Below are 26543 nucleotides of genomic sequence, written 5' to 3'. Positions count from 1 at the left end.
CGCTGCCCAGCGGACGACGACGACACCGGTCACGGACCGGTCACGAGTGGGTCACATGCCGTCGATGAGGCGCTGGACGCGCTCGTCGTAGGCCTTGAAGGGGTCCTTGCAGAGGACGGTGCGCTGCGCCTGGTCGTTGAGCTTGAGGTGCACCCAGTCGACGGTGAAGTCGCGTCGGCGCTCCTGCGCCTTGCGGATGAACTCGCCACGCAGGCGCGCGCGGGTGTTCTGCGGGGGGACGCTCTTGGCCTCGAAGATCTTGAGGTCGCTGGTGACGCGGGCGACCGCACCGCGCTTCTCCAGCAGGTAGTAGAGGCCGCGACCGCGGTGGATGTCGTGGTAGGCCAGGTCGAGCTGGGCGATGCGCGCGTCACCCAGAGACAGGCCGTGCTTGGCGCGGTAGCGCTCGATCAGCTTGAGCTTGATGACCCAGTCGATCTCGCGGTCGACCAGGCCGAGGTCGTCGGACTCGACGGCCTTGAGGCCGCGCTCCCAGAGGTCGAGCGCGCGCTCGATGGTGGGCGTGGAGATCTGCCGGCGGTCGACGAAGTCACGGGCCTTGGACAGGTACTCCGCCTGGATCTCGAGCGCGCTGGCCTCGCGACCGTTGGCCAGGCGCACCTTGCGCTGGCCCGTGGGGTCGTGGCTGATCTCGCGGATCGCGCGGATCGGGTTCTCCATCGTGAGGTCGCGCATCACCACGCCCTCCTCGATCATCCGCAGCACCAGGTCGCACGAGGCGACCTTGAGCATCGTGGTCGTCTCGCTCATGTTGGAGTCGCCGACGATCACGTGCAGCCGGCGGAACCGCTCCGCGTCCGCGTGCGGCTCGTCGCGGGTGTTGATGATCGGACGGCTGCGGGTGGTCGCGCTGCTGACGCCCTCCCAGATGTGCTCCGCGCGCTGGCTCACGCTGTAGGACGCCCCGCGCGGGGTCATGACGACCTTGCCCGCGCCGACGACGATCTGGCGGGTCACCAGGAACGGGATCAGGATGTCGGCGAGCCGGCTGAACTCGCCCGCTCGTCCGACGAGGTAGTTCTCGTGGCAGCCGTAGGAGTTCCCGGCCGAGTCGGTGTTGTTCTTGAAGAGGTAGATGTCGCCGGCGATGCCCTCCTCGTGGAGGCGCGCCTCGGCGTCGAGCAGCAGGCCCTCGAGGATCCGCTCCCCCGCCTTGTCGTGGGTGACGAGGTCGACGATGTCGTCGCACTCGGGCGTCGCGTACTCCGGGTGGCTGCCGACGTCGAGGTAGAGCCGCGCGCCGTTGCGGAGGAACACGTTGGACGACCGGCCCCAGCTGACCACCTTGCGGAACAGGTAGCGGGCCACCTCGTCGGGGCTCAGCCGGCGCTGGCCCTTGAACGTGCACGTCACGCCGTACTCGTTCTCGATGCCGAAGATCCGCCGGTCCATGGACCCACACTAGGACCGGGGACCACAGAGTTGTTGCTGCTCCGCGCCGAAACTTGGCGCTCCTGCCTAGGTTGCGGGCATGGATCGCCCTCTGGAGTCCCGCCTCGACTCGTGGCCCGCACACATCGCCCTGGCGGTCGCCACCGGACTGGTGACGACCCACGTCCCGGTCCAGCGCTGGTCGCGGCCGGCGCGCTGGGCACTCCACGGCGGCCTCGGGGCGCTCGGTGCGGGCGCCGTGGCGATCGGCATCTCCCAGCTCGACGCCCCCGACGCGCCGGCAGCTCGGGAGACCGGTCCCGTGCGCCCGGGCACGGCCACGACCGTGGCGCTGGCGGTGGGTTTCGGTGCGCTCGTGGCCGGGATCAGCCGCGGCGGGCAGGCTGTTGACGCCTGGGCCGAGCGCTCGCTCGCGACGCGGGGCGTACGCCGTCCCCGACTGTGGATGGGCGTGGTGGCTGCGGGTGCCTCGCTGGCGATGAGTGCCAGTGACAGGCGTCGGGCCGAGCAGCAGGCCCAGCCCACGCCCGGGCGACGACATCTTGACGGGTCCGCCCCGGTGGGGTGAGCGTGGCTCCATGAGAGCCCGTCACCTCGTCGCGACCGTCCTGGTCGAGCCGGGCGTCGTCGCGGACCTCGAGCTCCGGGTGATGACCGAGGACATGTGGTTGTGGCCCGTGCGCACGGCACCGGTCGTGATCGACGGGGCGCGCATGGAGTTCCAGGTGCGGCGCCGGCTGGTCGAGCAGCACCGTGGCGAGTGGGACGACGCGGGCACCTGGACGCCGGTGTGGATCGGCTTCGGCGCGGCCTGGCACGAGTTCGGCCCCGACGGCAACGTCGTGCCGACCGGACCGCTGCCGTGGGCGGCCCACCAGCGGCTGTGGGGCGCGCTGGACGAGTTCACGCCGTTCGTGCGCTACCGCCGCCGCCTCGGCGGCATCCCGACCGAGCCCACGGCCGAGTGGCCGGGGCTCCACCTGCACTGAACCCGTGCCGACGTCAGCTGTCGCCGGGCTCCGGCGGCGCGACCGGCGGCGCCACGGGGGGCGCGACGGGCGGCTCGCCCGTGACCGGGTCCTCCAGCGGGGCGACCGCACCGCTGACCTGGTCGGTGGGGTCGTTCGGGTCGTCGACACCTGACTGGTGCTGGCCGACTCCCCCGTTGGCGTCCGGTCCGTCCTCCGCCGCCGGGTCGGCGGCGCCCCTGACGCCGAGGATCTCCTCGAGCCGTGACGCCCGCAGGCGGAGGAACTTGCGGGGCTGGGTGCGGGTGCGGTCCAGCGCCGCGACCTCGAGGGCGTCGGCCGGGATCACCCGGTCCTCGGACTCGGTGTGGCCCAGGGCTGCGACCGCGACGCGCAGCGCGTCGGCCAGGCTCGCGCCCTCGACGTAGTGCTCGGCGAGGTGCCCGGCGACGACGTCGGCGGCACCGCCCATCACGGCGTAGCCGTGCTCGTCGGCGACCTGGCCGTCGTAGGTCAGCCGGTAGAGCTGGTCGTCCGCGGCGGAGTCGCCGATCTCGGCGACGAAGATCTCCACCTCGTAGGGCTTCTCCCCGCCCGAGGAGAAGATCGTGCCGAGGGTCTGGGCGTAGGCGTTGGCCAGCCCGCGACCGGTGACGTCGCGGCGGTCGTAGGCGTAGCCGCGCATGTCGGCGAGGCGTACGCCCGCGATGCGGAGGTTCTCGAACTCGTTGTAGCGCCCGACCGCGGCGAAGGCGATGCGGTCGTAGATCTCGCTGACCTTGTGCAGCGCCTGCGACGGGTTCTCCGAGACGAACAGCACGCCGTCGGCGTACTGGACGGCGACGACCGACCGACCGCGGGCGATGCCCTTGCGGGCGAAGTCGGCCCGGTCCTTCATCAGCTGCTCGGGCGAGACGTAGAACGGCATGCTCATGCGACGCCTCCGGCCTCGCAGGAGCAGGCCCGGGCATGGCTCGTCCGGACTGCCTCGCTTCGCTCGGCCACGAGGCTGCTACGCGCACTGTGCATGGGGTGTTCCAATCCGTCAGGTGAGGGAGGCGGCGGGCCCGTCGGGGCGCTGCATCCGGGCGGCGATCATCCGGTCCGCGATGGCCGAGACCTCCGCGTCGGGCATCCGCCGGCCGCCGTCGGGCGTGATCACGTGGACGACCGGGAAGATCCGGCGGGTGAGGTCGGGGCCGCCGGTGGCGGAGTCGTCGTCGGCGGCGTCGTAGAGCGCCTGGACGACGGCGGTGACGACGCCCTCCTCGTCGAGGTCGTCGCGGTAGAGCTTCTTGAGCGAGCCACGCGCGAAGAGGGAGCCGGAGCCGACCGAGTGGAAGGCGGTCTCCTCGTAGCGGCCGCCGGTCACGTCGTAGCTGAAGATCCGGCCCTGGTCGGCGACGAGGTCGTAGCCGGCGAAGAGGGGCACGACGGCCAGGCCCTGCATGGCGAGACCGAGGTTGGCCCGGATGAGCGCCGAGAGACGGTTGGCCTTGCCGTCGATCGACAGCGTGGTGCCCTCGATCTTCTCGTAGTGCTCGAGCTCGGTCTGGAACAGCCGCACCATCTCGACCGCCAGGCCGGCGGTGCCGGCGATCCCGACGACGGAGAACTCGTCGGCCGGGAAGACCTTCTGGATGTCGCGCTGGGCGATGATGTTGCCCATCGTCGCGCGCCGGTCGCCCGCCATCACGACACCGCCGGCGAAGGTCGCGGCGACGATCGTGGTGCCGTGGGGCGCGAGGTCGCCGGCGTCTCCCGTGGGGACGGCGCGTCGCGACGGCAGCAGGTCAGGCGCCTGGGCGCCCAGGAAGTCGGCGAAGCTCGACGTGCCGGGCGTCATGAAGGACGTGGGCAGGCGGGAGTCGCTCACTGGCCGCCCTTCTGGATGAACGACTTCACGAAGTCCTCGGCGTTGGACTCGAGGACCTCGTCGATCTCGTCGAGGATCGCGTCGACGTCCTCGTCGATCATCTCCTTGCGCTCGGCGACGTCGGTCTCCACGACCTCCTCGGTCGCCGTCTCCTCCTGGGAGGACTTGCGCGGTTGCTTCTGCTCCTGGGCCATGCCTCGACCCTATCCACTCCCGCCGACGTCACAAGGAGGTTGACCGTGGGCGGACGGGCGCGTCGGGCGTCCCCGGGCTACCGGGTGATCGCGCTGACGAGCGCCTGGGCGGTGTCGCTGCGGTCGATCAGGTCTCCGACGTGGGCGCGGGTGCCGCGGAGCGGGTCGATGGTGGGGACGCGCTGGAGCGACTCACGACCGGGCAGGTCGAAGATCACCGAGTCCCACGACGCGGCGGCCACGGCGCCGGCGTACTTCTCGAGGCAGCGACCGCGGAAGTAGGCGCGCGTGTCGACCGGCGGCTCGTGCATGGCCGCGTCGACGGTGGCGTCGTCGAGCAGGCGCTGGATCCGGCCGGCACCGGCGAGGCGGTGGTAGAGCCCCTTGTCCGGGCGGACGTCGGCGTACTGCAGGTCGATGAGGTGCAGCTTCGCGTCGTCCCAGTCGAGCCCGTCGCGGTCGCGGTACTGGCTCAGCAGCTTGAGCTTGGCGACCCAGTCGAGCTCGGCCGCGCACTCCATCGGGTCGCGCTCGAGGCGGGTCAGCACCGACTCCCAGCGCGCCAGCACGTCGACGGTCTGCTCGTCGGCGTCGGCGCCGTAGCGGTCCTCGACGTACTTGCGGGCGAGCTCGAGGTACTCCAGCTGCAGCTGCACGGCGGTGAGCCGGCGCCCGTCGCGCAGGGTGACCAGCTGCTTGAGCGTGGGGTCGTGCGAGACCTCGCGCAGCGACTTCACGGCTCCCTCGACACTGAGGTCGCGGTCGATGAAGCCGTCCTCGATCATCGCCAGGACGAGCGAGGTGGTGCCGGACTTGAGGTAGATCGAGATCTCGGCGAGGTTCGCGTCACCGAGGATGACGTGGAGCCGGCGGTAGATCGCGGGGTCGGCGTGCGGCTCGTCGCGGGTGTTGATGATCGGCCGCTTGAGCGTGGTCTCGAGACCGACCTCGACCTCGAAGTAGTCCGAGCGCTGGCTGATCTGGAAGCCGCGCTCGGGCGTGGTGTTACGGCCGTCCTGGCCGATGCCCACGCGACCGGCACCGCAGACGACCTGCCGGGAGACGAAGAACGGCGTGAGGTGGCGGACGATCTCGGCGAACTGCGTCGAGCGCCGCATCAGGTAGTTCTCGTGGGCGCCGTAGGAGGCGCCCTTGTTGTCGGTGTTGTTCTTGTAGAGCACGATCGGCGTGCTGCCCGGGACCATCGCGGCCATCCGGGACGCGTCGAGCATCACCTGCTCCCCCGCCTTCTCCCAGCGCACCACGTCGAGCGGCGTGGTCACCTCGGGCGAGGAGTACTCCGGGTGCGCGTGGTCGACGTAGAGCCGGGCGCCGTTGGTGAGGATGACGTTGGCGAGGCCGAGGTCCTCGTCGGTGAGCTGGCTCGGGTCGGCGATCTGCCGCGCCATGTCGAAGCCGCGGGCGTCGCGCAGCGGCGACTCCTCCTCGAAGTCCCACCGGGCACGGCGGGCGCGGGCGGTCGAGCTGGCGTAGGCGTTGACGATCTGCGACGAGGCGACCATGGGGTTGGCCGACGGCTGCCCCTGCACCGAGATGCCGTACTCGACCTCCGTGCCCATCACCCGTCGTACGCTCATGCCATGAGCCTACGGGTGTGGGACGAGCGTGTCGTTCCCCGTCTGGTCGACCTCAGCCTCAAGGGCGAGGAGGTCGGCGAGATGCGCGAGGTGACGTGCGCCGGGCTCACCGGCCGGGTGCTCGAGGTCGGCTTCGGCGGCGGCCTCAACATCCGCTGGTATCCGCCCGAGGTCACCGCGGTGACGGCGATCGAGCCGTCCGACCTGGGCTGGGAGATGTCGGGGCGACGGCGGGCCAGGACCCACCTGCCGATCGAGCGCGCCGGCCTCGACGGGCAGCGGCTCGACCTCCCGGACGACTCGCACGACAGCGCGCTCATCACCTTCAGCCTCTGCACGATCCCCGACCCGCTGCTCGCGCTGCGCGAGGCGAGACGCGTCGTCGTCGACGGCGGTCGGCTGCACGTCCTGGAGCACGGACTGGCGCCCGACGAGGCCGTACGCCGATGGCAGCGCAGGCTGGAGCCGCTGCAGCGCGCCGTCGCCGGGGGCTGCCACCTCACGCGGGACGTGCCGGCGCTGGTGGTGGAGGCAGGCTGGGAGGTCGAGGACCTGCAGCAGGAGTACCTACCCGGTCCTGCGGTCTCGCGACCGTGGGTGTTCGGCACCCGGTTGGTCGCGACCTGAACGGTGGTGACCGGCCGGGCTCAGCGCCCGCGGCGCATGAACCCCATCACCAGGAAGACGACGACCACGACGACGACGATGATCAGCAGGAGTCTCATCTGCTCAACCTAGACCTGTCCCGCCGTGGCGCAACCCCTCCCGAGGGGTGTTCGGGGCTCAGGGGCGCCTGGACTGCCACGCGTGCGCGACGTTCACGCCCACGATGCCCGCGATGGTGACGAGCAGGGCGAGGAACTGGCCGTTGACGCCCAGCGCGATGCTGATCGGGATGAAGGCGATCAGGGAGATGATCCCCAGCGCCAGCTGGCGCCCGCCGGCGCCCGCGATCGCGGCCGAGTGGCGCTGCTGCACCTCGAGCTGGTCGGCGACCCGTCGCTCGACGGCCCGCTCGATCCGCTCGGCGAAGCCGTCGACGAGCTCGGCGTCGTAGCGGGCGCCGAGCTCGCGGCGGGTCGCCAGGGCGGCCTCGATGTCGCCGTGGCCGAGGTCCTCCTCGGGAACCATGAGCCCTCCCCGGGTGTGTGCTGGCGCGGGCTAGAGGTACTGGCCCGTGTTGGCGACCGTGTCGATCGAGCGGCCGGGCTCGGTGCCCTGCTTGCCGGTGATCAGGGTGCGGATGAAGACGATGCGCTCACCCTTCTTGCCCGAGATCCGCGCCCAGTCGTCCGGGTTCGTGGTGTTGGGGAGGTCCTCGTTCTCCTTGAACTCGTCGACGCACGCCTGGAGCATGTGCTGGACCCGGAGGCCGCGCTGCGCGGGGTTGAGGTCGCTGTCGAGGAAGTCCTTGATCGCCATCTTCTTGGCCCGGTCGACGATGTTCTGGATCATCGCGCCGGAGTTGAAGTCCTTGAAGTAGAGGACCTCCTTGTCACCGTTGGCGTAGGTGACCTCCAGGAAGCGGTTCTCGTCGGTCTCGGTGTACATCCGCTCGACCGTCGCCCGGATCATCGCGTCCACCGTCGCCCGGCGGTCGTGGCCGAACTCGGCCAGGTCGTCGGCGTGCAGGGGCAGGGTCGGGGTGAGGTACTTCGAGAAGATGTCGCGCGCCGACTCGGCGTCGGGGCGCTCGATCTTGATCTTCACGTCGAGGCGGCCGGGTCGCAGGATGGCCGGGTCGATCATGTCCTCGCGGTTCGAGGCGCCGATGACCAGCACGTTCTCCAGCAGCTCGACACCGTCGATCTCGCTGAGGAGCTGCGGCACGATCGTGTTCTCGACGTCGGAGGAGACGCCCGACCCGCGGGTGCGGAACAGGGAGTCCATCTCGTCGAAGAACACGATGACCGGCGTGCCCAGCGAGGCCTTCTCGCGCGCCCGCTGGAAGACCAAGCGGATGTGGCGCTCGGTCTCGCCGACGTACTTGTTGAGCAGCTCGGGGCCCTTGATGTTGAGGAAGTAGGACTTCCCCGACGCGCCGGTGCGCTCGGCGACCTTCTTGGCCAGCGAGTTGGCGACCGCCTTGGCGATCAGCGTCTTGCCGCAACCGGGCGGGCCGTAGAGGAGCACGCCCTTCGGCGGCTTGAGCTCGTGGTCCTTGAAGAGCTCGGGGTGGAGGTAGGGCAGCTCGACGGCGTCGCGGATGGCGTCGATTTGGGTGGTGAGCCCGCCGATCTGCGTGTAGTCGATGTCGGGCACCTCCTCGAGCACGAGCTCCTCGACCTCGGACTTCGGCACGACCTCGTAGACGTAGCCGGCCCGCGTGTCGAGCAGCAGCGAGTCACCGGCGCGGATCGTCACGTCCTCGGCGCGCAGCGGCTCGGCGAGGCGCACGACGCGCTCCTCGTCGGCGTTGGCGATCACGAGCGCGCGCTCGCCATCGGCGAGGATCTCCTTGAGCATCACGACCTCGCCGACCTGCTCGAAGTCGAGCGCGGCGACGACGTTGAGGGCCTCGTTGAGCATGACCTCCTGGCCGCGCACGAGGCCGTCGAGCTCGACAGCGGGGCTGACGCTCACCCGGAGCTTGCGGCCACCGGTGAAGACGTCGACCGAGCCGTCGTCGTTGCGGGCGAGGAAGGTGCCGAAGCCGGCCGGCGGCTGGGCGAGCCGGTCGACCTCCTCCTTGAGCGTGGTGATCTGGTCGCGCGCGTCGCGCAGCGTCTGGGCGAGCCGCTCGTTCTGGCTCGAGACCGCGGCCAGGGAACGCTGTGCGTCGGCGAGGCGGCCCTCGAGGCCGCTCGGGGCTCCGGGGGCGTCGTCCAGGCGGCGGCGCAGGTCGGAGACCTCGGCCTCCAGGTAGCGCACCTGAGTGGCAAGTTGCTCACGGGTCGGCTCAGTCATCTCGCACCTCCTGTTTCGACACTACCCATGAACCACAGGGACGGAAGTGGATATCTCGCCGTGTTGGTCACTGTTGTGCAACGACGGCTCACACCAGTGACCGTCGCCACGGCTCAGGACCCGTCGTCGGGCTGGACCGACTCGAGCGTGGGTACGTCGGCGGGGCGCGGGCCGGTGTAGTCCGGTCCGTAGGCCCCCGGCGCGGGTCGCCGGGTCCGGCGCGGCGGCGCCTCGCCGGGCGCCATCCGGCGGGCCGTGACGAGGAAGGCGGTGTGGCCGATCATCTTGTGTCCGGGACGCACCGCGAGTCCCTCGACGTGCCAGTCGCGGACCAGCGACTCCCACGGCTGGGGCTCGGTGAAGCCGCCGTGGGTCCTCAGCGTCTCGACGACGCGGGACAGCTGCGTGGTCGTGGCGACGTACGCGCAGACGATGCCGCCCGGCACGAGCGCGTCCGCAACGGCGTCGACGCAGTTCCACGGGTCGAGCATGTCGAGGATCACCCGGTCGACCTGGGTGCCGAGCGCCGGCAGGCCCTCCTTGAGGTCCCCGAGCTGCAGGTCCCACGCGGGGTGCGTGGCGCCCTCGGGGGCGGAGAAGAACTGGTGGACGTTGCGGCGGGCGACGTCGGCGAACTCCTCGCGCAGCTCGAACGACGTGACGCGGCCCCACGGGCCGACCGCCCGCAGCAGCGAGCAGGTGAGGGCGCCCGACCCGGCGCCGGCCTCGACGACGCGAGCGCCGGGATAGATGTCGGCGAGCGCGACGATCTGCGCGGCGTCCTTGGGGTAGACGACGGCGGCGCCGCGCGGCATCGACACGACGAACTCGTTGAGGAGCGGGCGGAAGACGAGGTACTGGCCGCCGGCGGACGACACGAGCGTGAAGCCCTCCTCGCGCCCGATCATGTCGTCGTGGTCGAGGTGGCCCTTGTTGGAGAAGAACCGCTTGCCGGCCACGAGCTCGAAGTTGTGCTTGCGGCCCTTGTTGTCGACGAGCCGGACCCACTCGCCGACGCGTAGCGGCCCGCGGTGGACGCCGGACCAGGCCTCGGCTGGGACGTCGGCGCGGTCATCGGTGGAGGGCTCGGACATGGCCGGAACCCTAGTAGTCCGGAGCCGAAATCACTCAGCCGCGGGCGTTCTCGCGGAAGGCGCGGTCGACGTCGGCGGTGGACAGCACGCCGTAGATCCGGCCGTCGTCCTCGACCAGGAGGTACTCCTCGGCCGGGCGCTTGCTGATGGCGAGGATGAGGTCCTCGCCGGCGACGGCGGCCGGGAGCGTCAGGCCGTCCTCCATCGCCCGGGTCACGGTCGAGACCGCCACCCACGGGCGTCGCTCGGCGGGCATCGCGGTGACCGCGGCCTCGCTGACGATGCCGACAGGGGTGCCGTCGGCCGCCACGGTGACGATGCTGCCGGCCTGCGCCTCCTGGGCGCGTCGCACGGCCTCGGCCAGCGGCAGGTCCTCGGGGACGGTGAGCGTACGACGCGCCAGCGGGCGCGCGACGAGGGCGGGGAGGCGCTGCCGGATCCGGGCGTGGGCCATCGCGGCGGTCGCACCGGTCCAGAGGAACAGGCCGAGGATGAACACCAGGACGAGGTCGAGGATCGTCGGCGAGACCCCGGTGACCTGCTGCTGGACGAGCGGCCACGCGAGCAGCGCCAGGGCGGTGAGGCGACCGCCCCAGCCGGCGACGATCGTGCCGCGGTGCTGGTTGCCCGAGGCGCCCCAGACGATGGCCTTCAGCACCCGTCCGCCGTCGAGCGGCAGGCCGGGCACGAGGTTGAGCACGCCGATGACCAGGTTGGCACCGGCCAGGCCCTCCACCGCGACCTGCAGGAGGCCGTCGGGCACGACGAACCACAGCCCGACCGCCACCAGTCCGACCGCGACCGACGTGAGCGGCCCGACCACCGCGATCCAGAACTCGTGGCGGGGCTTGCGCGACGTGCCGTCGATCTCGGTCATCCCGCCGAGGAAGTGGAGGGTGATCGAGGTGACGCCGTAGCCCAGGCGCTGGGCGACGACGGCGTGCGAGGCCTCGTGGAGCAGGACGGACAGGTAGAGGATCACCGCGAAGACGAAGCCGGCGACGTACTTCCAGACACCGAGGCCGGGCTCCACCTGCTCGATGCGCGGTGCGAACGCCACCGAGATCAGGAGCGCGACGAGGAACCACGAGCTCGTGATGAGCACGTCGATGCCGGCGATCGATCCGATCCTGAAGGATCCCGGCGGTCGGGGCGCACGACGGGACGACCCTGCGGCAGGGGCTGGATCGGAGGGATCGGACACGACACGACCCTAGCCAATGGCCGAGCGCTGTCGTACGGCTCACCTAGGGTTGCCGCGTCATGTCGATCCCCGCCCCGTCCACCCCTCCCTCCGCCCCTCCCTCTGCGCCTGCCCCGCCGTCGGCGTCCTCGGGCTCACCGGCCGAGCGGATCTCGACACCGGTGGACGGCGTCGACGTGCTGGGCGCCCTGTCGCCGAGCCGCGCGGGCGACTTCATGTCGTGCCCCCTGATGTACCGCTACCGCACGATCGACCGGCTGCCGGAGGAGCCGTCACCCGACGCGGTCCGCGGCACGGTCGTGCACAAGGTGCTGGAGGACCTCTTCGACCTCCCCGCCGCCGATCGCACGCCGGAGCGCGCCTCCGACATGCTCGAGCCCGCCTGGGAGGCGATCCTCGAGGCCGAGCCCGGGCTGGCCGCGATGTTCGGCGACGAGGGCCCCGAGGTCGCCACCTGGCTGACGTCGTGCCGGACGGTGCTCGTGCGCTACTTCGACCTCGAGGACCCGCAGCGCCTCGAGCCCGCGGAGCGCGAGCTCTACGTCGAGGCGCTCCTCGACTCCAAGCTGCTCCTGCGCGGCTTCATCGACCGGGTCGACGTCGCGCCCGACGGACGCATCAGAGTGGTGGATTACAAGAGTGGCCGGTCGCCTGGCGAGGGCTACGAGGCCAAGGCCCTCTTCCAGATGAAGTTCTACGCGCTGGTGATGTGGCGGCTGCGCGGCATCGTGCCGTCGGTGCTCCAGCTGATCTACCTCGGCAACGGCGAGATCCTGCGCTACTCCCCCGACGAGGACGACCTCCGCGCGACCGAGCGCAAGGTCGAGGCGATCTGGCGGGCCATCGAGCTCGCCCGGGAGACGGGAGACTGGCGTCCCAGCCCGTCCCGGTTGTGCGACTGGTGCTCCTACCACCAGCACTGCCCGGCCAAGGGCGGGACGCTGCTCCCGCTCCCCGTCCTCGAGCCGGGCGCGACCGCTCAGACGCCGACGTAGGCCTCCGGCGGAGGGGTCGGGCCGTCCGGGCCACCGAAGCCCTCGGTCACCAGCACGGGGTCGACCGTGTGGGGCTGGATCTCGCCCGAGGCGACCTGCTCGGCGAAGTGGCACGCCACCCGGTGGCCGGCCGAGGCGCCGTCCACCTCGACGACCCGCAGCTGCGGGCGTTCGGTGTCGCAGAGCGTGTCCTGCTTCCACGGGCACCTGGTGTGGAAGCGGCACCCGGTCGGCGGGTTGGCCGGCGACGGCAGGTCGCCGGTGAGCAGGATCTGCTCGCGGGCGTCCTCGACCACGGGGTCGGGCACGGGCACCGCCGACATCAGCGCCCGCGTGTAGGGGTGCAGCGGGACGTCGTACAGCTCACGCGCTGCGGACTCCTCGACGAGGCCGCCGAGGTACATCACGCCGATCCGGTCGCTGATGTGGCGGACGACGGCGAGGTCGTGGGCGACCACGAGGTAGGTCAGTCCCAGGTCGTCCTGGAGGTCCTGGAGCAGGTTGATCACCTGGGCCTGGATGGAGACGTCGAGCGCGCTCACCGGCTCGTCGGCGACGATGAGGTCGGGGTCGACCGAGAGCGCGCGGGCGATGCCGACGCGCTGTCGCTGGCCGCCCGAGAACTCGTGGGGGTACTTGCTGAGCGCTGCCACCGGCAGGCCCACGGCCGTCATCAGCTCGCGCAGCCGGGTGCGGGTGGCGGCCTTGTCGGTGTCGAGGCCGTGCGCACGCAGCCCCTCGACCAGCAGCGACTCCACGGTCTGGCGCGGGTCGAGGCTGGAGAGGGGATCCTGGAAGACCATCTGGAAACGCTTCCGCTCTCGCCGCAGCTCCTCGCCCTTGAGCGAGGCGATGTCGGTGCCGTCGAAGACGACGGACCCGGCAGTCGGTGGCTCGAGGTTGAGGATCGCCTTCCCGAGGGTCGACTTGCCACAGCCGGACTCCCCCACGAGCCCGTAGGTCTCGCCGCGGCGGATGCTGAGGTCGACGCCGTCGACCGCGCGGACGTGGCCGACCGTGCGGTCGAAGACGATCCCGCTCTTGATCGGGAAGTGCACCTCGAGGTCGCGGACCTCGACGAGCACGTCGGAGCCGGGCTCCTCCGTCGCCTCCGCGGTCATCGGTCGCCTCCCATCGGGTTGAAGCAGCGGTGGCCGACGACCTGGTCGCCGTCCCACTCGGGCATGTGGCTGGTGCAGGCGTCGACGACCTGCGTGCAGCGAGGTGCGAAGGCGCAGGCAGAGGTCCACGGGAGATTGTCGGCGACCGACCCGGGCACCGGGCTCAGCTTCTCCCCCAGCGGCGCGTCGAGCCGCGGGATCGAGTTGAGCAGGCCGACCGTGTAGGGGTGCCGCGGCCGGCGGAACAGGCCGTGGCGCCCGCCCCGCTCGACGACCTTGCCGCCGTAGAGGACGTTGACCTCGTCGCAGAGGCCGGCGACGACACCCAGGTCGTGGGTGATCATCACCAGGGCCGTGCCGGTGTCGACGACCAGCTCCTTGAGCAGCGCGAGGATCTGCGCCTGGATCGTCACGTCGAGCGCGGTGGTCGGCTCGTCGGCGATCAGCAGGCGCGGGTTGCAGGCCAGCGCCATCGCGATCAGGGCACGCTGGCGCATCCCGCCGCTGAGCTGGTGGGGGTAGTTGACCAGCCGCGCCTTCGGGTCGGGGATGCCGACCCGCTCGAGCAGGTCGCGCGCCCTGGGGGTCGCCTCCTTGCGGCTGAGGCCCTGGTGGCGCTCCATCACCTCGGTGACCTGCCGCCCGATCGTCACGACGGGGTTCAGCGACGAGAGCGGGTCCTGGAAGATCATCGCGATCTCGGCACCTCGCCGGTCACGCATCGCCGACGGAGACAGGCTCAGCAGGTCCTGGCCGTCGAAGATCGCGGACCCCTCGACGGTGTTGCCCCGACCGGGGAGCAGGCCCATGATCGCGAGCGACGTGACCGACTTGCCGCAGCCCGACTCACCGACGAGGCCGACGGTCTGCCCCGGTCGTACGTCGAAGCTGACCCCGTCGACGGCGGTGAACGGTTCCTCGCCGTGGCGGGCGAAGGTGACGCGCAGGTCGCGCACGGACAGCAGCGGCTCGGACGAGCCCCTCGGGTGGCGGACGGTCTGTGCCTGGGCCTCAGGTGGGGTCATCGGGTCACCTCCGGGACTTCGGGTCGAGGGCCTCGCGCAGCGACTCGCCCATCAGCGTGAAACCGAGGGCGACGACGATGATGCAGCCGGCCGGGTAGAACGCGAGGTGCGGCGCCTCGGAGATGTACTTCTGGGCCAGGCCGAGCATCTGCCCCCACTCGGGTTGCCTCTGGTCGGGGTTGCCGAGCCCCAGGAACGACAGGGCGGCCGCGTCGATGATCGCCACCGCGAGCGAGAGGGTCGCCTGCACGATCACCGGGCCCAGCGAGTTGGGCAGCATGTGGCGGAACACGATCGCCCGTGGCCGGACGCCGAGCGACCGCGCCGCGAGCACGTGGTCGCTCGAGCGCTGGGCGAGCATCGACCCCCGGAGCAGGCGGGCGAAGACCGGCACCTGGATGACCGCGATCGCGACGATGAGCGTCCACTGGCTGGGCTGCCGCGCGAGGGAGGCGATCGTGAAGGCCAGCAGGAGCGACGGGATGGAGAGCATCACGTCGACGATGCGCATCACGAGGGAGTCGACCCAGCCACCGACCGCTCCGGCGATCGTGCCGAGCGTGAGGCCGCCGAGCAGCCCGAACAGCGTGGCGAAGACACCGACGACCAGCGTCTGGCGGCTGCCGACCAGGAGCCGGGAGAACAGGTCGCGCCCGCGGTCGTCGCCGCCGAGCAGGTGGCCGGCCTCCGGGCCCGGCACCGGGTTGGTCTGCGGGCGCACCTCGTCGATCAGCGGTCGCGCGGTGACGTCCCACGGCGCGATCCACGGTGAGATGACCGCGAGCACGACGAAGGCGATCGTGATGGCCGCCCCGATCAGGAAGACCGGGTTGCGGCGCAGTCGCTTCCAGGCGCTGCGGATCAGCGAGACGCCGGGCTCGTCGGCGACCACGCCGGCCGTGGCGAGGGCGTCGATCCGGTCCCGGCGCATCCGGCCGTAGCCGGGGCGGTCCGGCTTCTCAGTGGTGGGCTCGGTCATCGCACCTCACCTCGTCCTGATCCGGGGATCGATGATCGCGTAGGCGATGTCGACCAGCAGGTTGACCACGACGTAGATGACCGCCGCGGCGAGGATCAGCACCTGGAGCACCGGGTAGTCCTTGCGCTCGAAGGCGGTCGCGAGGGCGTCGCCGACGCCGCGGAACGAGAACACCTTCTCGGTGAGGATCGCCCCGGCCAGCAGGCCGCCGATCTGGAGCCCGATGGTGGTCACGACCGGCAGCATGGCGTTGCGCAGGACGTGGCGGGCACGGATGACCCCGGCGGTGAGGCCCTTGGCCTCCGCGGTCCGCACGTAGTCCTCGTCGAGCACGTCGAGGACCGAGGCCCGGGTGATCCGGAAGATCACGGCGAACGGGATCGTCGCCAGCGCGAGCGCGGGGAGGATCAGGTGCGTGAGCGCGTCCCAGGCGGCGTCCCACTCACGGGTGAGGATCCCGTCCAGGACGAACATCCCGGTGACGCGGGTGGCGTCGAGGCCGGTGCTCTGCCGCCCGGAGACCGGGAGCAGGTTCCACTCGACGGCGAAGAAGTACTTGAGCAGGAACGCGGTGAAGAAGACGGGCACCGCGACCCCGACGAGCGAGAAGATCACGGCACCGGTGTCCGTGACCGACCCGTGCCGGCGGGCGGCGACGTACCCCAGCGGGATGCCGAGCGCGATGGCCAGCACCATCGCGAAGAACGACAGCTCGATCGTGGCAGGCAGCCGGTCGAGGAAGACCTGGAAGGCGTCCTCGCCGGGGAGCACCTGGGTGGAGACGCCGAAGTTGCCCTGCACGGCCCGCTCGAGGAAGCGGAGGTACTGCACGTAGATCGGCTGGTCGAGGCCGAGCGCGGCCTCCAGCGCGGCACGGCGCTCGGGGGTCTGGCGCTCCCCCAGCATCGCCGACACCGGGCCGCCGGGCAGCGAGCGCAGCCAGGCGAAGACGAGCATCGACAGGACGAGGACGACCACGGCCATCTGCAGCAGTCGCCGTACGACGAAGCGGATCACGGGTTCTCCTCACACGCGCTTGCGCGGGTCCGGGGGCCGGCGGTCGGCCGGCCCCCGGACGTCGCAGACATCGATCGGGCAGCGGGTGTGGGCTACTGGCCGCCCTCGACGGTGACCGAGTCGAACTCCTCGGCGGTCAGCGGGCTCGGCACGACCCCGTCGACGCCGGGGCCGACGACGAGGGCCGGCGGCGAGTGGCTGATCGGCAGGCCGGGGAGGTAGTCCTCCATGATCTGCTGGTTGATCTCCTCGAACGCAGCCGCGCGCTCGTCCTCGTCGACGACCGCGTCGGCCGTCTTCAGGTCGTCGGCCAGCTGCTTGCCCCACGGCATGCCCTTGGTGCCGAAGTCGTTCTCCTTCAGGTTGCCGAAGAACGTCCCGATGAAGTTGTAGGGCGAGTCGTAGTCACCGGTCCACCCGAGGATGTAGGCGTCGTAGCGGCCGGCCGTCACGTTGTCGAGGTAGCCACCGTTCCACGACGCGGTCTTCACGTTGACCTTGACGCCGACGGCCTCGAGGTCGGTGCGCAGGGCCTCGAAGATCTTCTCCGGGTCCGGCATGTAGGGCCGGCTCACCTCGGTCGGGTAGGCGAAGGTGAGCTCCATGCCCTCGGCGCCGGCCTCGGCGAGCAGGCGCTTGGCCTCGTCGGGGTCGTAGGAGTACGGCTCCAGGCTGGTGTTGTAGCCGCTGACGGTGTCGGGCATGAACTGCGTCGCGACCGTCGCGCCCTCGGGCAGCTGGGTCTGGACGAGCTGGTCGCGGTTGAGCGCGTGGTAGAGCGCCTGCCGGACCTTCGGGTCCTTGAGCTGCTCGTTGGTGCCGTCGAGGTTGAAGCCGAGGTAGAGGATGTTGAACGCGTCGCGGATCTCGACGCTGTTGCCGTCGTCCTCGAGGCCCTGCCAGTCCACCGGGTTGGGCAGGTCGTAGCCGTTGATGCTGCCGGCCTCGAGCTCCTGGCGCCGGGTGCTCTCGTCGGGGATCACCCGGAACACGAGCTCGCTGACGCCGGCCTTCTCGCCGTAGTAGTCGTCGTTGCGATCGAGGGTGATCACACCGTTGGCCTCGTCGTAGTCACCGAAGGTGAACGGGCCGGTGCCGACGGGGTTGCTGGCGTAGTCGGGGAAGGCGAAGCCCTCGCCCTCGGCGGCGATGCCGTTGGCGTCGCCCTCCTCCATCGCGGTGGGCGACTGCATCGACAGCGACGCGAGCGAGAGCATCGTCGGGAACCCGGAGGTCGGGCCGCTGATCGAGATCGTGGCCTCGTAGTCGCCGGTGGCCTCGCAGCCCTGGTAGAGCGAGTTGGCGGCGTCGTTCTTGAACGAGCCCATCACGTAGCCCCAGTACTCACCGGCGGTCTGGCCGGCCTCGTTCTGGTCGAACATCCGCTCGAAGTTCGCGCACACCGCGTCCGCGTCGAAGTCCGTGCCGTCCTGGAACTTCACGTCGTCGCGCAGCGTGAAGGTCCACTCGGTGCCGTCGTCGTTCGGCGTCCACTCGGTCGCCAGCTCGGGCACGATCTCGGCGGTGCCGGGCTCGATGCCGACGAGGCCCTCGAAGATCTGGCGGGTGACCCGGAAGGTCTCGCCGTCGGTGGCGTAGAACGGGTCGAACATCTCGGGGGCGCCGGCCGCGCCGAAGACGAACGTGCCGTCGTCGCCGCCACCTCCCCCGCCCTCGTCGTCCCGCTGGCTCTCGGCGCAACCGGCGAGGGCTGCGGCCGCCATGAGGGTTGCCGTGAGTGCTGCGACGCTGCGTCTTGGTGTCATCGAGGGGCCTTTCCGAGGGGGTCCGTGATGCGCCCGGTGGGCGTTGGCGGACCACCCTAGACCCCGCCGGGTGTGTGACGGATCACACGCCTTCGGTGAGGCTCCTCAGCCCAGCCGTGTCCAGCCCGGCCAGCGTCTCGGCGAACACGCGCCGCTCACCCTCCAGGATCGGCACGTGGTTCGGCACGCAGAGCACCGTGCACCCGGCTGCCGCCGCCGACTTCGCGCCGACGTTGGAGTCCTCGATCGCCACGCAGTCGGCCGGGTCGAGGCCGAGCTCGGCGGCGGCGGTGAGGTACGGCTCGGGGTGCGGCTTGCCGAGCTCGACGCGGTCGCCGGTGACGACGGTGGCGAACGTGCCCTCCGGCAGGTGGGCGAGGATCGGCGTCACGAAGCGCTGCCACGACATGGTCACGAGCGCGCACGGGACGCCGTCGGCGTGGAGGTCGGTCAGCAGCTCGAGCGCGCCCGGGCGCCACGGCACGTCGTCCTGCACTCGCGTGACGACACCGTCGAGCAGCTCGTCGACGATCTGCTGCGGGGTGCGGTCGATGCCCATGTGCACCCGGATGTAGTCACCGGAGTCGAGCAGCGCGTTGCCCACGAGGTTCATCGCGTGCTCGTGCGACCAGGTGCCGCCGTACTTCTCGGCCATCGCGTACTCGGTGTCGATCCAGTACGGCTCGGTGTCGACGAGCGTGCCGTCCATGTCCCAGAGCACGGCCTTCACGTCTGTCAGTCCTCCGGGTCGTAGCCGAGGTTGGGCGAGAGCCACCGCTCCGCCTCGGCGAGGGTCCAGCCCTTGCGCTCGGCGTAGTCGGCGACCTGGTCGCGGGCCAGGCGACCGACGACGAAGTACTGCGACTGCGGGTGGGAGTAGTAGAAGCCGCTCACCGAGGCGCCCGGCCACATCGCCATCGACTCGGTGAGCTCGATCCCGGTGTGCTGCTTCACGTCCAGGAGCTCCCACAGGGTCTGCTTCTCGGTGTGCTCCGGGCACGCCGGGTAGCCGGGGGCCGGACGGATGCCGTCGTACTGCTCCTTGATGAGACCGACGTTGTCGAGGTCCTCGTCGGGTGCGTAGCCCCACAGGTCCTTGCGGACCACCTCGTGCAGGCGCTCGGCGAAGGCCTCGGCGAGCCGGTCGGCCAGGGACTCGAGCAGGATCGCGTTGTAGTCGTCGAGCTCGGCGCGGAACGCGGTCACCCGCTCGGTGACACCGTCGCCGGCCGTGACGGCGAAGCCGCCCACGTGGTCGCGCAGGCCGCTCTCCCGGGGCGCGACGAAGTCGGCCAGGGACCGGTTGGGTACGCCGTCGCGGTGCTGGCCCTGCTGGCGCAGGTGGTGCAGCGTGGCGTGCACCTCGCTCCGGTCGTCGCCGAGGTAGAGCTCGACGTCGTCACCGACGGACGCGGCCGGGAAGAACCCGACGACACCGTGGGCACGGATCCACTTCTCCTCGATCACCTTGTCGAGCATCGCCTGCGCGTCGTCGTAGAGCTTGCGGGCGGCAGGCCCGGAGGTCGGGTTGTTGAGGATGTCGGGGAACGAGCCCTTCATCTCCCAGGCGTTGAAGAACGGCTGCCAGTCGATGTAGGGGCGCAGCTCGGCGAGGTCGAAGTCGCGCAGGACCCGCACGCGCTCGCCACCGTCGGCGAGCATCCGCGGCGCGGGCGGCTGGTAGCCGGTCCAGTCGATCGAGGCCGCGTTGGCGCGCGCCTGCTCGAGCGTGGTCATCGGCCGGTCGTGCTTGGCCGCGTGGCGGGTGCGGAGGGAGTCGAAGTCGGCCTGCACGTCGGCCATCAGCTTCGTCCGACCGGTCTCGTGCAGCAGCGCCGCGGCCGTGGGCACCGAGCGCGAGGCGTCCTTCACCCAGACGACCGGGCCGTCGTACTTCGGGTCGACCTTCACCGCGGTGTGGGCGCGCGACGTGGTCGCCCCGCCGATGAGCAGCGGGATCTCCAGGCCCTGTCGCTGCATCTCCGTGGCGAAGTTGACCATCTCGTCGAGCGAGGGGGTGATCAGCCCGGACAGGCCGATGATGTCGGCGCCGACCTCGGTGGCGGTGTCGAGGATCTTCTGCGCCGGCACCATCACGCCGAGGTCGATCACCTCGTAGTTGTTGCACTGCAGCACCACGCCGACGATGTTCTTGCCGATGTCGTGGACGTCTCCCTTGACCGTCGCCATGACGATCGTGCCGTTGGTGTCCTTGGCGGTCGCCAGCTCGGGGTTGTCGAGCTTCTCCTGCTCGATGAACGGGATGAGGTAGGCCACGGCCTTCTTCATCACGCGTGCACTCTTGACCACCTGCGGCAGGAACATCTTGCCGGCACCGAACAGGTCGCCGACGACGTTCATGCCGTCCATCAGCGGGCCCTCGATGACCTCGATCGGGCGGCCGCCACGTGCGGCGATCTCCTGGCGCAGGATCTCGGTGTCGGACTCGACGTGCGCGTCGATGCCCTTCACCAGCGCATGGGTGATCCGCTCCCCGATCGGCAGCGAGCGCCACTCGTCCTCGGCGACCTCCTCGGCCTCGGCCGAGGAGTTGTGCGCCTCCGCGATCTCCAGCAGCCGCTCGGCCGCGTCGGGTCGGCGGTTGAGCACGACGTCCTCGATGCGTTCGCGCAGCTCGGGATCGACCTCGTCGTAGACGACGAGCGCCCCGGCGTTGACGATCCCCATCGTGAGGCCGGCCTGGATGGCGTGGAAGAGGAAGACCGCGTGGATCGCCTCCCGGACCGGGTTGTTGCCACGGAAGGAGAAGGAGACGTTGGAGATGCCGCCGCTGACCTTCGCGCCGGGGAGGTTCTCCTTGATCCAGCGGGTGGCCTCGATGAAGTCCTGGCCGTAGGTGGCGTGCTCCTCGATGCCCGTCGCGACCGCGAAGACGTTGGGGTCGAAGATGATGTCCTCGGGCGGGAAGCCGACCTCGTCGACGAGGATGCGGTAGGCGCGCTCGCAGATCGCCTTGCGGCGCTCGAGGTTGTCGGCCTGGCCGTCCTCGTCGAACGCCATCACCACCACCGCGGCGCCGTACTTGCGGCACAGGCGCGCGTGCTCGCGGAACGGCTCCTCCCCTCCTTCATGGAGATGGAGTTGACGATCGCCTTGCCCTGCACGCACTTGAGGCCGGCCTCGATGACCTCCCACTTGGAGGAGTCGACCATCACCGGGACACGGCTGATGTCGGGCTCGGCCGCGATCAGCTTGAGGAAGCGGTCCATCGCGGCGACGCCGTCGATCATGCCCTCGTCCATGTTGACGTCGATGACCTGCGCCCCGGCCTCGACCTGCTGCGCGGCCACCGCCAGGGCGGCGTCGTAGTCGCCGTCCTTGATCAGCTTGCGGAAGCGGGCCGAACCGGTGATGTTGGTGCGCTCGCCGACGTTGACGAAGAGGCTCTCCTCGGTGATCGTCAGCGGCTCGAGGCCGGAGAGACGCATGACCGGCTGGTGCGGGACGGGCTCGCGGCGGGTCTTGCCCTCCACGGCCTGGGCGATCGCCTCGATGTGGTCGGGCGTGGTGCCGCAGCAGCCGCCGACGAAGTTGAGGAAGCCGGCCTCCGCGAACTCGGCGAGGACCGCGGCCGTCTGGTCGGGGGTCTCGTCGTACTCACCGAAGGCGTTGGGCAGTCCGGCGTTGGGGTAGACGCTGACGAACGAGTCGGCGAGGCGGGACAGCTCGGCGACGTAGGGGCGCATGTCGCGGGCACCCAGCGCGCAGTTGAGGCCGACCGCCAGCGGACGCGCGTGGCGCACGGAGTCCCAGAACGCCTCGGTGACCTGGCCCGACAGCGTGCGACCGGAGGCGTCGGTGATCGTGCCGGAGATGATCACCGGCCAGCGGCGCTCCTGCTCCTCGAACAGCGTCTCGACCGCGAAGATCGCGGCCTTGGCGTTGAGGGTGTCGAAGATCGTCTCGACCATCAGCAGGTCGGCGCCGCCGTCGACGAGGCCGCGGGCTGCGACGAGGTAGGCCTCGGCGAGCTGGTCGAAGGAGACGTTGCGCGCGCCGGGGTCGTTGACGTCGGGCGAGATCGACGCGGTGCGCGTGGTCGGGCCGAGCGCGCCCGCGACCCAGCGGGGCCGGTCGTCGGTGGCGACGGCGTCGGCGGCCGCGCGGGCGAGCCGGGCCGCCTCGTAGTTGAGCTCGTAGGCCAGCTCCTCGAGCCCGTAGTCGGCGAGGGAGACCGCGTTGGCGTTGAAGGTGTTGGTCTCGATCACGTCGGCGCCCGCGCGGAGGTACTCCTCGTGGATGGTCCGGATGATCTGCGGCTGCGTGATCGTCAGCAGGTCGTTGTTGCCGACCAGGTCGCTCGGGTGGTCGGCGAAGCGCTCGCCGCGGTAGCCCGCCTCGTCCGGGCGGTCGCGCTGGATCGCCGTGCCCATCGCGCCGTCCAGCACCATGATCCGCTCGCTCAGGATCGACGTCAGTGCGTCGGTGGCGTCCGGGCGGTGCTGCGGGTTCACGATGTGACCTTCCTCGATGCCGAGCGCGGCGCACGCGGCGTACGCACCAAGCCTAGGAACATGTGTCCGGCACGCGGACCTGGTTCCCACATGGTGGCACCCACCGACACCGGCACGAAATCATCACGACCGGGTCACGACGGCCCAAACAGCCGGCCTCGCTGGAGGCACGTCCTAGGCTGGGCGGGTGATCGAGTTCGACGACGTGCAGGACCTCGTCTCCCCCGTGGTGATCGCAGCCTTCGAGGGCTGGAACGACGCAGCCGACGCGGCCTCGGGCCTGGTCGACCACCTCATCGAGCAGTGGAACGCCGAGATCATCGGCGCGGTCGACCCCGAGGAGTTCTACGACTTCCAGGTCAACCGGCCCGTCATCGCCACCGACGTCAACGGCCATCGCCGGCTCACCTGGCCGACCACCCGGATCGCGGTCGCGCGCCCGGTCGGGCTCGACCGCGACGTCATCCTCGTGCGGGGCATCGAGCCGAACATGAAGTGGCGCCAGTTCTGCGCCGAGCTGCTCGCCGCCTGCGACGACCTCGGCGCGGAGCTCGTCGTCACGCTGGGCGCGCTGCTCGCCGACAGCCCCCACACCCGGCCGATCCCGGTCACCGGCACCGCGTCCGAGCCCGAGCTGGTCGACCGACTCGACCTCGAGCAGTCCACCTACGAGGGGCCGACCGGGATCGTCGGCGTCTTCGGCGACGCCTGCGCGCAGCTCGACATCCCGTCGGTGTCCTACTGGGCCGCGGTCCCCCACTACGTCGCCCAGCCGCCGTGCCCCAAGGCCACCCTCGCCCTGCTCGGCCAGCTCGAGGAGCTGCTCGAGACCCCGATGCCGCTCGGCGACCTCGTCGAGGACGCCAAGGCGTGGGAGCGCGGCGTCGACGAGCTCGCCGCGGAGGACGAGGACGTCGCCGACTACGTCCGGGCGCTCGAGGAGACCCGCGACACCGCCGACCTCCCCGAGGCCTCCGGCGAGGCGATCGCGCGCGAGTTCGAGCGCTACCTCAAGCGCCGCGACACCGACTGACCGCTCGTCGCGCTCGTCGCGCTCGCCCGAGCGGTGAGTGAGCCACATCGCCGCTGCCCGGAACGTGGTCCACGCACCGCCCGCGGGTGTGTCTCACGACGACACGCCCCTCCGCGGTGTCCCAGCCACGTCCCGAGGCCTCCGGACGTGGCTCACTCACCGCTCGACGGCGTGCGTACGCCGTCAGAGCGACAGGCCGAGCGCGGCGTCGAGCAGGCGGTGGACGGTGGCGGCCGCCTCGGGGTCCGAGGTGTCGGCGAGCCCGGTCGTGCCGAGGGTGGCCTCGACCCACGCCTGGACCGCAGCCACCGCGGTCGGGGCGTCCAGGTCGTCGGCGAGGGCGTCGAGCACGGCCGTCACGACCGGCTCGGCCTCGGCGCCCGCGCCGAGTGCGAGGGCGCGGCGCCAGGTGGCGAGCGTGTCGACGGCGTCCCAGAGCTGGTCGTCGGTCCACTCCCAGTCGCTGCGGTAGTGGTGGCGCAGGAGCACGAGGCGGATCGCCATCGGGTCGACCTCGCTCAGGCGCAGGGCCGAGACGAAGACGAGGTTGCCGCGCGACTTCGACATCTTCGCGCCGTCGTAGGCCACCATCCCGGCGTGCGCGTAGGTGCGCGCGAACGTCTCGCCGGGGTGGGCGACCTGGCCGTGGCCGGCCGACATCTCGTGGTGCGGGAAGACCAGGTCGCTGCCGCCGCCCTGGACGTCGAACGACGTGCCGAGGTGGTCGAGGGCGATCGCCGTGCACTCGATGTGCCAGCCGGGCCGACCGGGACCGAAGGGGCTGTCCCAGGCCGGCTCGCCGGGGCGCTCGGCCCGCCAGAGCAGGCAGTCGAGCGGGTCGCGCTTGCCCTCGCGGTCGGGGTCGCCACCGCGGTCGGGGAAGATCTCGAGCATCGCCTCGCGGCTGAGCCCCGACTCCGAGCCGAAGCGCTCGTCGGCGGTGACGGAGAAGTAGAGGTCGTCGTCGACCCGGTAGACCGCACCGGCCTCGTCGAGGCGCTGGATCAGGGCGATCACCTGCGGGATCGACTCCACGGCGCCGATGTAGTGCGCCGGCGGCAGGACGCGGAGCGCCTCCATGTCCTCGCGGAAGAGCTGGGTCTCGCGCTCGGCCAGCTCCACCCAGTCGACCTTGACCTTCGCCGCGCGCTCGAGCAGGGGGTCGTCGACGTCGGTCACGTTCTGGACGTAGGTCACCTCGTGGCCCGCGTTGAGCCACGCGCGGTGCAGCAGGTCGAAGCCGACGTAGGTCGCGGCGTGGCCCATGTGGGTCGCGTCGTAGGGCGTGATCCCGCAGACGTACATCCGGGCCGGCCCCTCCGGCGAGGTCTCGACGACCGACCCGGTCGCGGTGTCGTGGAGACGTACGGCGGGCCCGGTGACGGGCAGCTGGGGGACGTCGGGGGCGGACCAGGCTCGCATGTGGCGCAGCCTATCGGCCGGGCTCCAAGGCCCGACGCCACGGCCGGTCCGCGCGGTCGACTCGTTCCTCGGCGGCGACTGCCGGTCTCAGAAGGGCGGCCAGGGGATGACGGGATACCGCGACGACGCAGGGGCCGGGAAGGTGCCGCGTGACAGGAGCCGGGACAGGCGCTTCACCGTCACCTCGACCTCCTCCTGCGTGAGCGCGGCCGCCAGCCTCGCGCCGAGGTCGCCGGCGAGCGCCGACGAGAGCCGGCGGAGTCCCTCGGTCTCCGCCTCGGAGATCGGCTCGCCCACGAAGCCCCAGAGGACCGTGCGGAGCTTGTGCTCGACGTTGAAGGTCAGGCCGTGGTCGACACCGTGCCGGTGGCCGTCGGCCATCGGCAGGACGTGCCCGCCCTTGCGGTCGGCGTTGTTGACGACGGCGTCGAAGAGCGCCATCCGGCGCATGGGCTCGGAGTCCTCGTGCACGAGCGACACCGGCTGGTCGTGGGCGTCCAGGCCGTCGAAGACGTGCCGGAAGCCGCTCGGCACCCGGCCCTCCTCGACGATGTCCACGGGCGACTTGTCGTCGACCTCGTCGCGCCACAGCTGCACCATCCCCGGGCCGTGCGGCCCGTCGCCCAGCACCGTCGGCGGGACGACGTCCCAGCCCAGCGCCTGCGAGACGGCGTACGCCGACACCTCGCGCGCCGCGAGCGTCCCGTCGGGGAAGTCCCACAGGGGCTTCTCGCCCGCGATCGGCTTGTAGACGACCCGCACTCCCCCGAGCTCTCCGACGAAGGTGGCGTTGGACGCGGGCAGGACGCGCCCGTGCAGCTCGAGCTCGCCGGTCGGGAAGCCGTCCGGCAGCTCGCCGGACAGGGTGGGGTCAGGGATCACGACGCCGGAAGCCGTTGGCCCGGACGCAGAGGTGGCCGGCGGGGTCGATCGGCTCGCCGCAGAACGGGCAGTCGGGCCGCCCGGCCCCGATCACCGAGCGCGACCGCTCGACGAACGAGCGCGCCGCGGCGGCGGTGATCCGCACGAGGAAGATCTCCTCCGGGTCCGGCTCGAGCAGGTCCTCGAGGTCCTCCTGGAGCTGCTCGGGCGAGACGACCGCGGCCTCGGTGAACGGGAAGACCTCGATCACGACCCGCTCGTCCGGGCCGTCCCACGACAAGGTCATGGTGCCGGCGCGGAACTCCTCCTCGATCGGCTGCTCCAGCGGCTGGCTGTCGACGAGGTCGCGCGGCGCGATCGCCGGGATCAGCAGGTCGTCGCCGGCCGCGCGCATGATCTCGTCGAGCAGCTCGTCGATCCGCTCGGCGAGCGCCTCGACCTGCTGCTTCTCCAGGGAGACGCTCACGATCCGCGCGCCCTCGCGGGCCTGCAGGAAGAACGTGCGCTGGCCGGGTTCGCCGACGGTGCCCGCGACGAAGCGCTCGGGTGGGTCGAAACGGTGCACGACTGGCAT

The 26543-nt window shown here is 71.0% G+C and carries 23 protein-coding genes and 1 pseudogene; 5 read left to right on the top strand and 19 right to left on the bottom strand.

Annotation, left to right across the window (positions count from 1 at the left end):
* Positions 1 to 51: 51 nt before the first annotated feature.
* Positions 52 to 1413 (bottom strand): Pup--protein ligase, encoded by a 1362-nt coding sequence (gene pafA, locus BLV76_RS18085; RefSeq protein WP_090970867.1) that lies wholly within the window; start codon positions 1411 to 1413, stop codon positions 52 to 54.
* 79 nt (positions 1414 to 1492) lie between these two features.
* Here pafA and BLV76_RS18080 point away from each other — a divergent pair, with 79 nt between their 5' ends.
* A complete protein-coding gene (locus tag BLV76_RS18080) occupies positions 1493 to 1981 on the top strand; it encodes a hypothetical protein (RefSeq protein ID WP_090970865.1) in 489 nt (162 codons plus the stop codon).
* A gap of 10 nt (positions 1982 to 1991) precedes the next feature.
* Positions 1992 to 2402, top strand: coding sequence for a hypothetical protein (locus BLV76_RS18075; RefSeq protein ID WP_090970863.1), 411 nt, complete (start codon positions 1992 to 1994; stop codon positions 2400 to 2402).
* Between the two features lie 13 nt (positions 2403 to 2415).
* Here the strand turns inward: BLV76_RS18075 and prcA are convergent, their stop codons facing one another.
* The 4 genes from prcA to dop all read right to left on the bottom strand — a co-directional run bounded on the left by prcA (position 2416) and on the right by dop (position 6049).
* A complete protein-coding gene (gene prcA, locus BLV76_RS18070; RefSeq protein WP_090970861.1) occupies positions 2416 to 3315 on the bottom strand; it encodes a proteasome subunit alpha in 900 nt (299 codons plus the stop codon).
* 111 nt (positions 3316 to 3426) lie between these two features.
* On the bottom strand, positions 3427 to 4257 hold the full coding sequence (prcB, locus tag BLV76_RS18065; protein ID WP_245734742.1) for a proteasome subunit beta: 831 nt from the start codon (positions 4255 to 4257) through the stop codon (positions 3427 to 3429).
* The gene (locus tag BLV76_RS18060; RefSeq protein ID WP_090970859.1) at positions 4254 to 4451 is read right to left on the bottom strand and encodes a ubiquitin-like protein Pup; all 198 of its coding nucleotides are present in this window, start codon (positions 4449 to 4451) and stop codon (positions 4254 to 4256) included. The genes prcB and BLV76_RS18060 overlap by 4 nt, the downstream gene beginning before the upstream one ends.
* 77 nt (positions 4452 to 4528) lie before the next feature.
* Complete coding sequence (gene dop, locus BLV76_RS18055) at positions 4529 to 6049, bottom strand: depupylase/deamidase Dop (protein ID WP_090970857.1); 1521 nt, start codon at positions 6047 to 6049, stop codon at positions 4529 to 4531.
* A gap of 3 nt (positions 6050 to 6052) precedes the next feature.
* Here dop and BLV76_RS18050 point away from each other — a divergent pair, with 3 nt between their 5' ends.
* Positions 6053 to 6676 (top strand): class I SAM-dependent methyltransferase, encoded by a 624-nt coding sequence (locus BLV76_RS18050; protein WP_090970855.1) that lies wholly within the window; start codon positions 6053 to 6055, stop codon positions 6674 to 6676.
* Positions 6677 to 6832: 156 nt separating this feature from the next.
* Here the strand turns inward: BLV76_RS18050 and BLV76_RS18045 are convergent, their stop codons facing one another.
* The 4 genes from BLV76_RS18045 to BLV76_RS18030 form a co-directional block, all read right to left on the bottom strand.
* Positions 6833 to 7180, bottom strand: coding sequence for a hypothetical protein (locus BLV76_RS18045; protein ID WP_090970853.1), 348 nt, complete (start codon positions 7178 to 7180; stop codon positions 6833 to 6835).
* A gap of 30 nt (positions 7181 to 7210) precedes the next feature.
* Positions 7211 to 8956, bottom strand: coding sequence for a proteasome ATPase (gene arc, locus BLV76_RS18040; RefSeq protein WP_090970851.1), 1746 nt, complete (start codon positions 8954 to 8956; stop codon positions 7211 to 7213).
* A gap of 113 nt (positions 8957 to 9069) precedes the next feature.
* Positions 9070 to 10050, bottom strand: a complete 981-nt coding sequence (locus BLV76_RS18035) for a tRNA (adenine-N1)-methyltransferase (RefSeq protein WP_090970849.1) — start codon at positions 10048 to 10050, stop codon at positions 9070 to 9072.
* A 34-nt stretch (positions 10051 to 10084) separates the two neighbouring features.
* The gene (locus BLV76_RS18030) at positions 10085 to 11254 is read right to left on the bottom strand and encodes a site-2 protease family protein (protein WP_090970848.1); all 1170 of its coding nucleotides are present in this window, start codon (positions 11252 to 11254) and stop codon (positions 10085 to 10087) included.
* Between the two features lie 59 nt (positions 11255 to 11313).
* Here BLV76_RS18030 and BLV76_RS18025 point away from each other — a divergent pair, with 59 nt between their 5' ends.
* Positions 11314 to 12249 (top strand): RecB family exonuclease, encoded by a 936-nt coding sequence (locus BLV76_RS18025; RefSeq protein ID WP_090970845.1) that lies wholly within the window; start codon positions 11314 to 11316, stop codon positions 12247 to 12249.
* Here BLV76_RS18025 and BLV76_RS18020 read toward each other — a convergent pair.
* From BLV76_RS18020 to metH, 7 genes and pseudogenes are all read right to left on the bottom strand, one after another.
* Positions 12234 to 13370, bottom strand: a complete 1137-nt coding sequence (locus tag BLV76_RS18020; RefSeq protein ID WP_090970843.1) for an ABC transporter ATP-binding protein — start codon at positions 13368 to 13370, stop codon at positions 12234 to 12236. The two genes, BLV76_RS18025 and BLV76_RS18020, sit on opposite strands and share 16 nt — an antisense overlap.
* The gene (locus tag BLV76_RS18015; RefSeq protein WP_090970841.1) at positions 13367 to 14395 is read right to left on the bottom strand and encodes an ABC transporter ATP-binding protein; all 1029 of its coding nucleotides are present in this window, start codon (positions 14393 to 14395) and stop codon (positions 13367 to 13369) included. The genes BLV76_RS18020 and BLV76_RS18015 overlap by 4 nt, the downstream gene beginning before the upstream one ends.
* Before the next feature lie 4 nt (positions 14396 to 14399).
* Complete coding sequence (locus tag BLV76_RS18010; RefSeq protein WP_090970840.1) at positions 14400 to 15374, bottom strand: ABC transporter permease; 975 nt, start codon at positions 15372 to 15374, stop codon at positions 14400 to 14402.
* 6 nt (positions 15375 to 15380) lie between these two features.
* The gene (locus BLV76_RS18005; RefSeq protein ID WP_090970838.1) at positions 15381 to 16391 is read right to left on the bottom strand and encodes an ABC transporter permease; all 1011 of its coding nucleotides are present in this window, start codon (positions 16389 to 16391) and stop codon (positions 15381 to 15383) included.
* A gap of 92 nt (positions 16392 to 16483) precedes the next feature.
* Positions 16484 to 18115 (bottom strand): ABC transporter substrate-binding protein, encoded by a 1632-nt coding sequence (locus tag BLV76_RS18000; protein ID WP_217630385.1) that lies wholly within the window; start codon positions 18113 to 18115, stop codon positions 16484 to 16486.
* Between the two features lie 124 nt (positions 18116 to 18239).
* Positions 18240 to 18887: an HAD family hydrolase gene (locus BLV76_RS17995; protein ID WP_245734741.1), complete on the bottom strand. Its 648-nt coding sequence runs from the start codon at positions 18885 to 18887 to the stop codon at positions 18240 to 18242.
* A 5-nt stretch (positions 18888 to 18892) separates the two neighbouring features.
* Positions 18893 to 22569 (bottom strand): annotated as a pseudogene (metH, locus tag BLV76_RS17990) (methionine synthase).
* 250 nt (positions 22570 to 22819) lie between these two features.
* Here metH and BLV76_RS17985 point away from each other — a divergent pair.
* Positions 22820 to 23665 carry a PAC2 family protein gene (locus BLV76_RS17985; protein WP_090970833.1) on the top strand — a complete coding sequence of 282 codons (846 nt, stop codon included), beginning with the start codon at positions 22820 to 22822 and terminating at the stop codon, positions 23663 to 23665.
* A gap of 183 nt (positions 23666 to 23848) precedes the next feature.
* Here the strand turns inward: BLV76_RS17985 and mshC are convergent, their stop codons facing one another.
* The 3 genes from mshC to BLV76_RS17970 all read right to left on the bottom strand — a co-directional run bounded on the left by mshC (position 23849) and on the right by BLV76_RS17970 (position 26543).
* Positions 23849 to 25087 carry a cysteine--1-D-myo-inosityl 2-amino-2-deoxy-alpha-D-glucopyranoside ligase gene (gene mshC, locus BLV76_RS17980; protein WP_090970829.1) on the bottom strand — a complete coding sequence of 413 codons (1239 nt, stop codon included), beginning with the start codon at positions 25085 to 25087 and terminating at the stop codon, positions 23849 to 23851.
* An 87-nt stretch (positions 25088 to 25174) separates the two neighbouring features.
* The gene (locus BLV76_RS17975; protein WP_245734740.1) at positions 25175 to 25969 is read right to left on the bottom strand and encodes an SCO1664 family protein; all 795 of its coding nucleotides are present in this window, start codon (positions 25967 to 25969) and stop codon (positions 25175 to 25177) included.
* Positions 25959 to 26543, bottom strand: a complete 585-nt coding sequence (locus BLV76_RS17970) for a DUF3090 domain-containing protein (protein ID WP_090970827.1) — start codon at positions 26541 to 26543, stop codon at positions 25959 to 25961. The genes BLV76_RS17975 and BLV76_RS17970 overlap by 11 nt, the downstream gene beginning before the upstream one ends.

Origin of the sequence: Nocardioides exalbidus, assembly GCF_900105585.1 — a bacterium.
GTDB lineage: Bacteria > Actinomycetota > Actinomycetes > Propionibacteriales > Nocardioidaceae > Nocardioides > Nocardioides exalbidus.
Note: the sequence above shows the minus strand (reverse complement) of the source record. Positions and strands in the feature narration are given on the sequence as shown.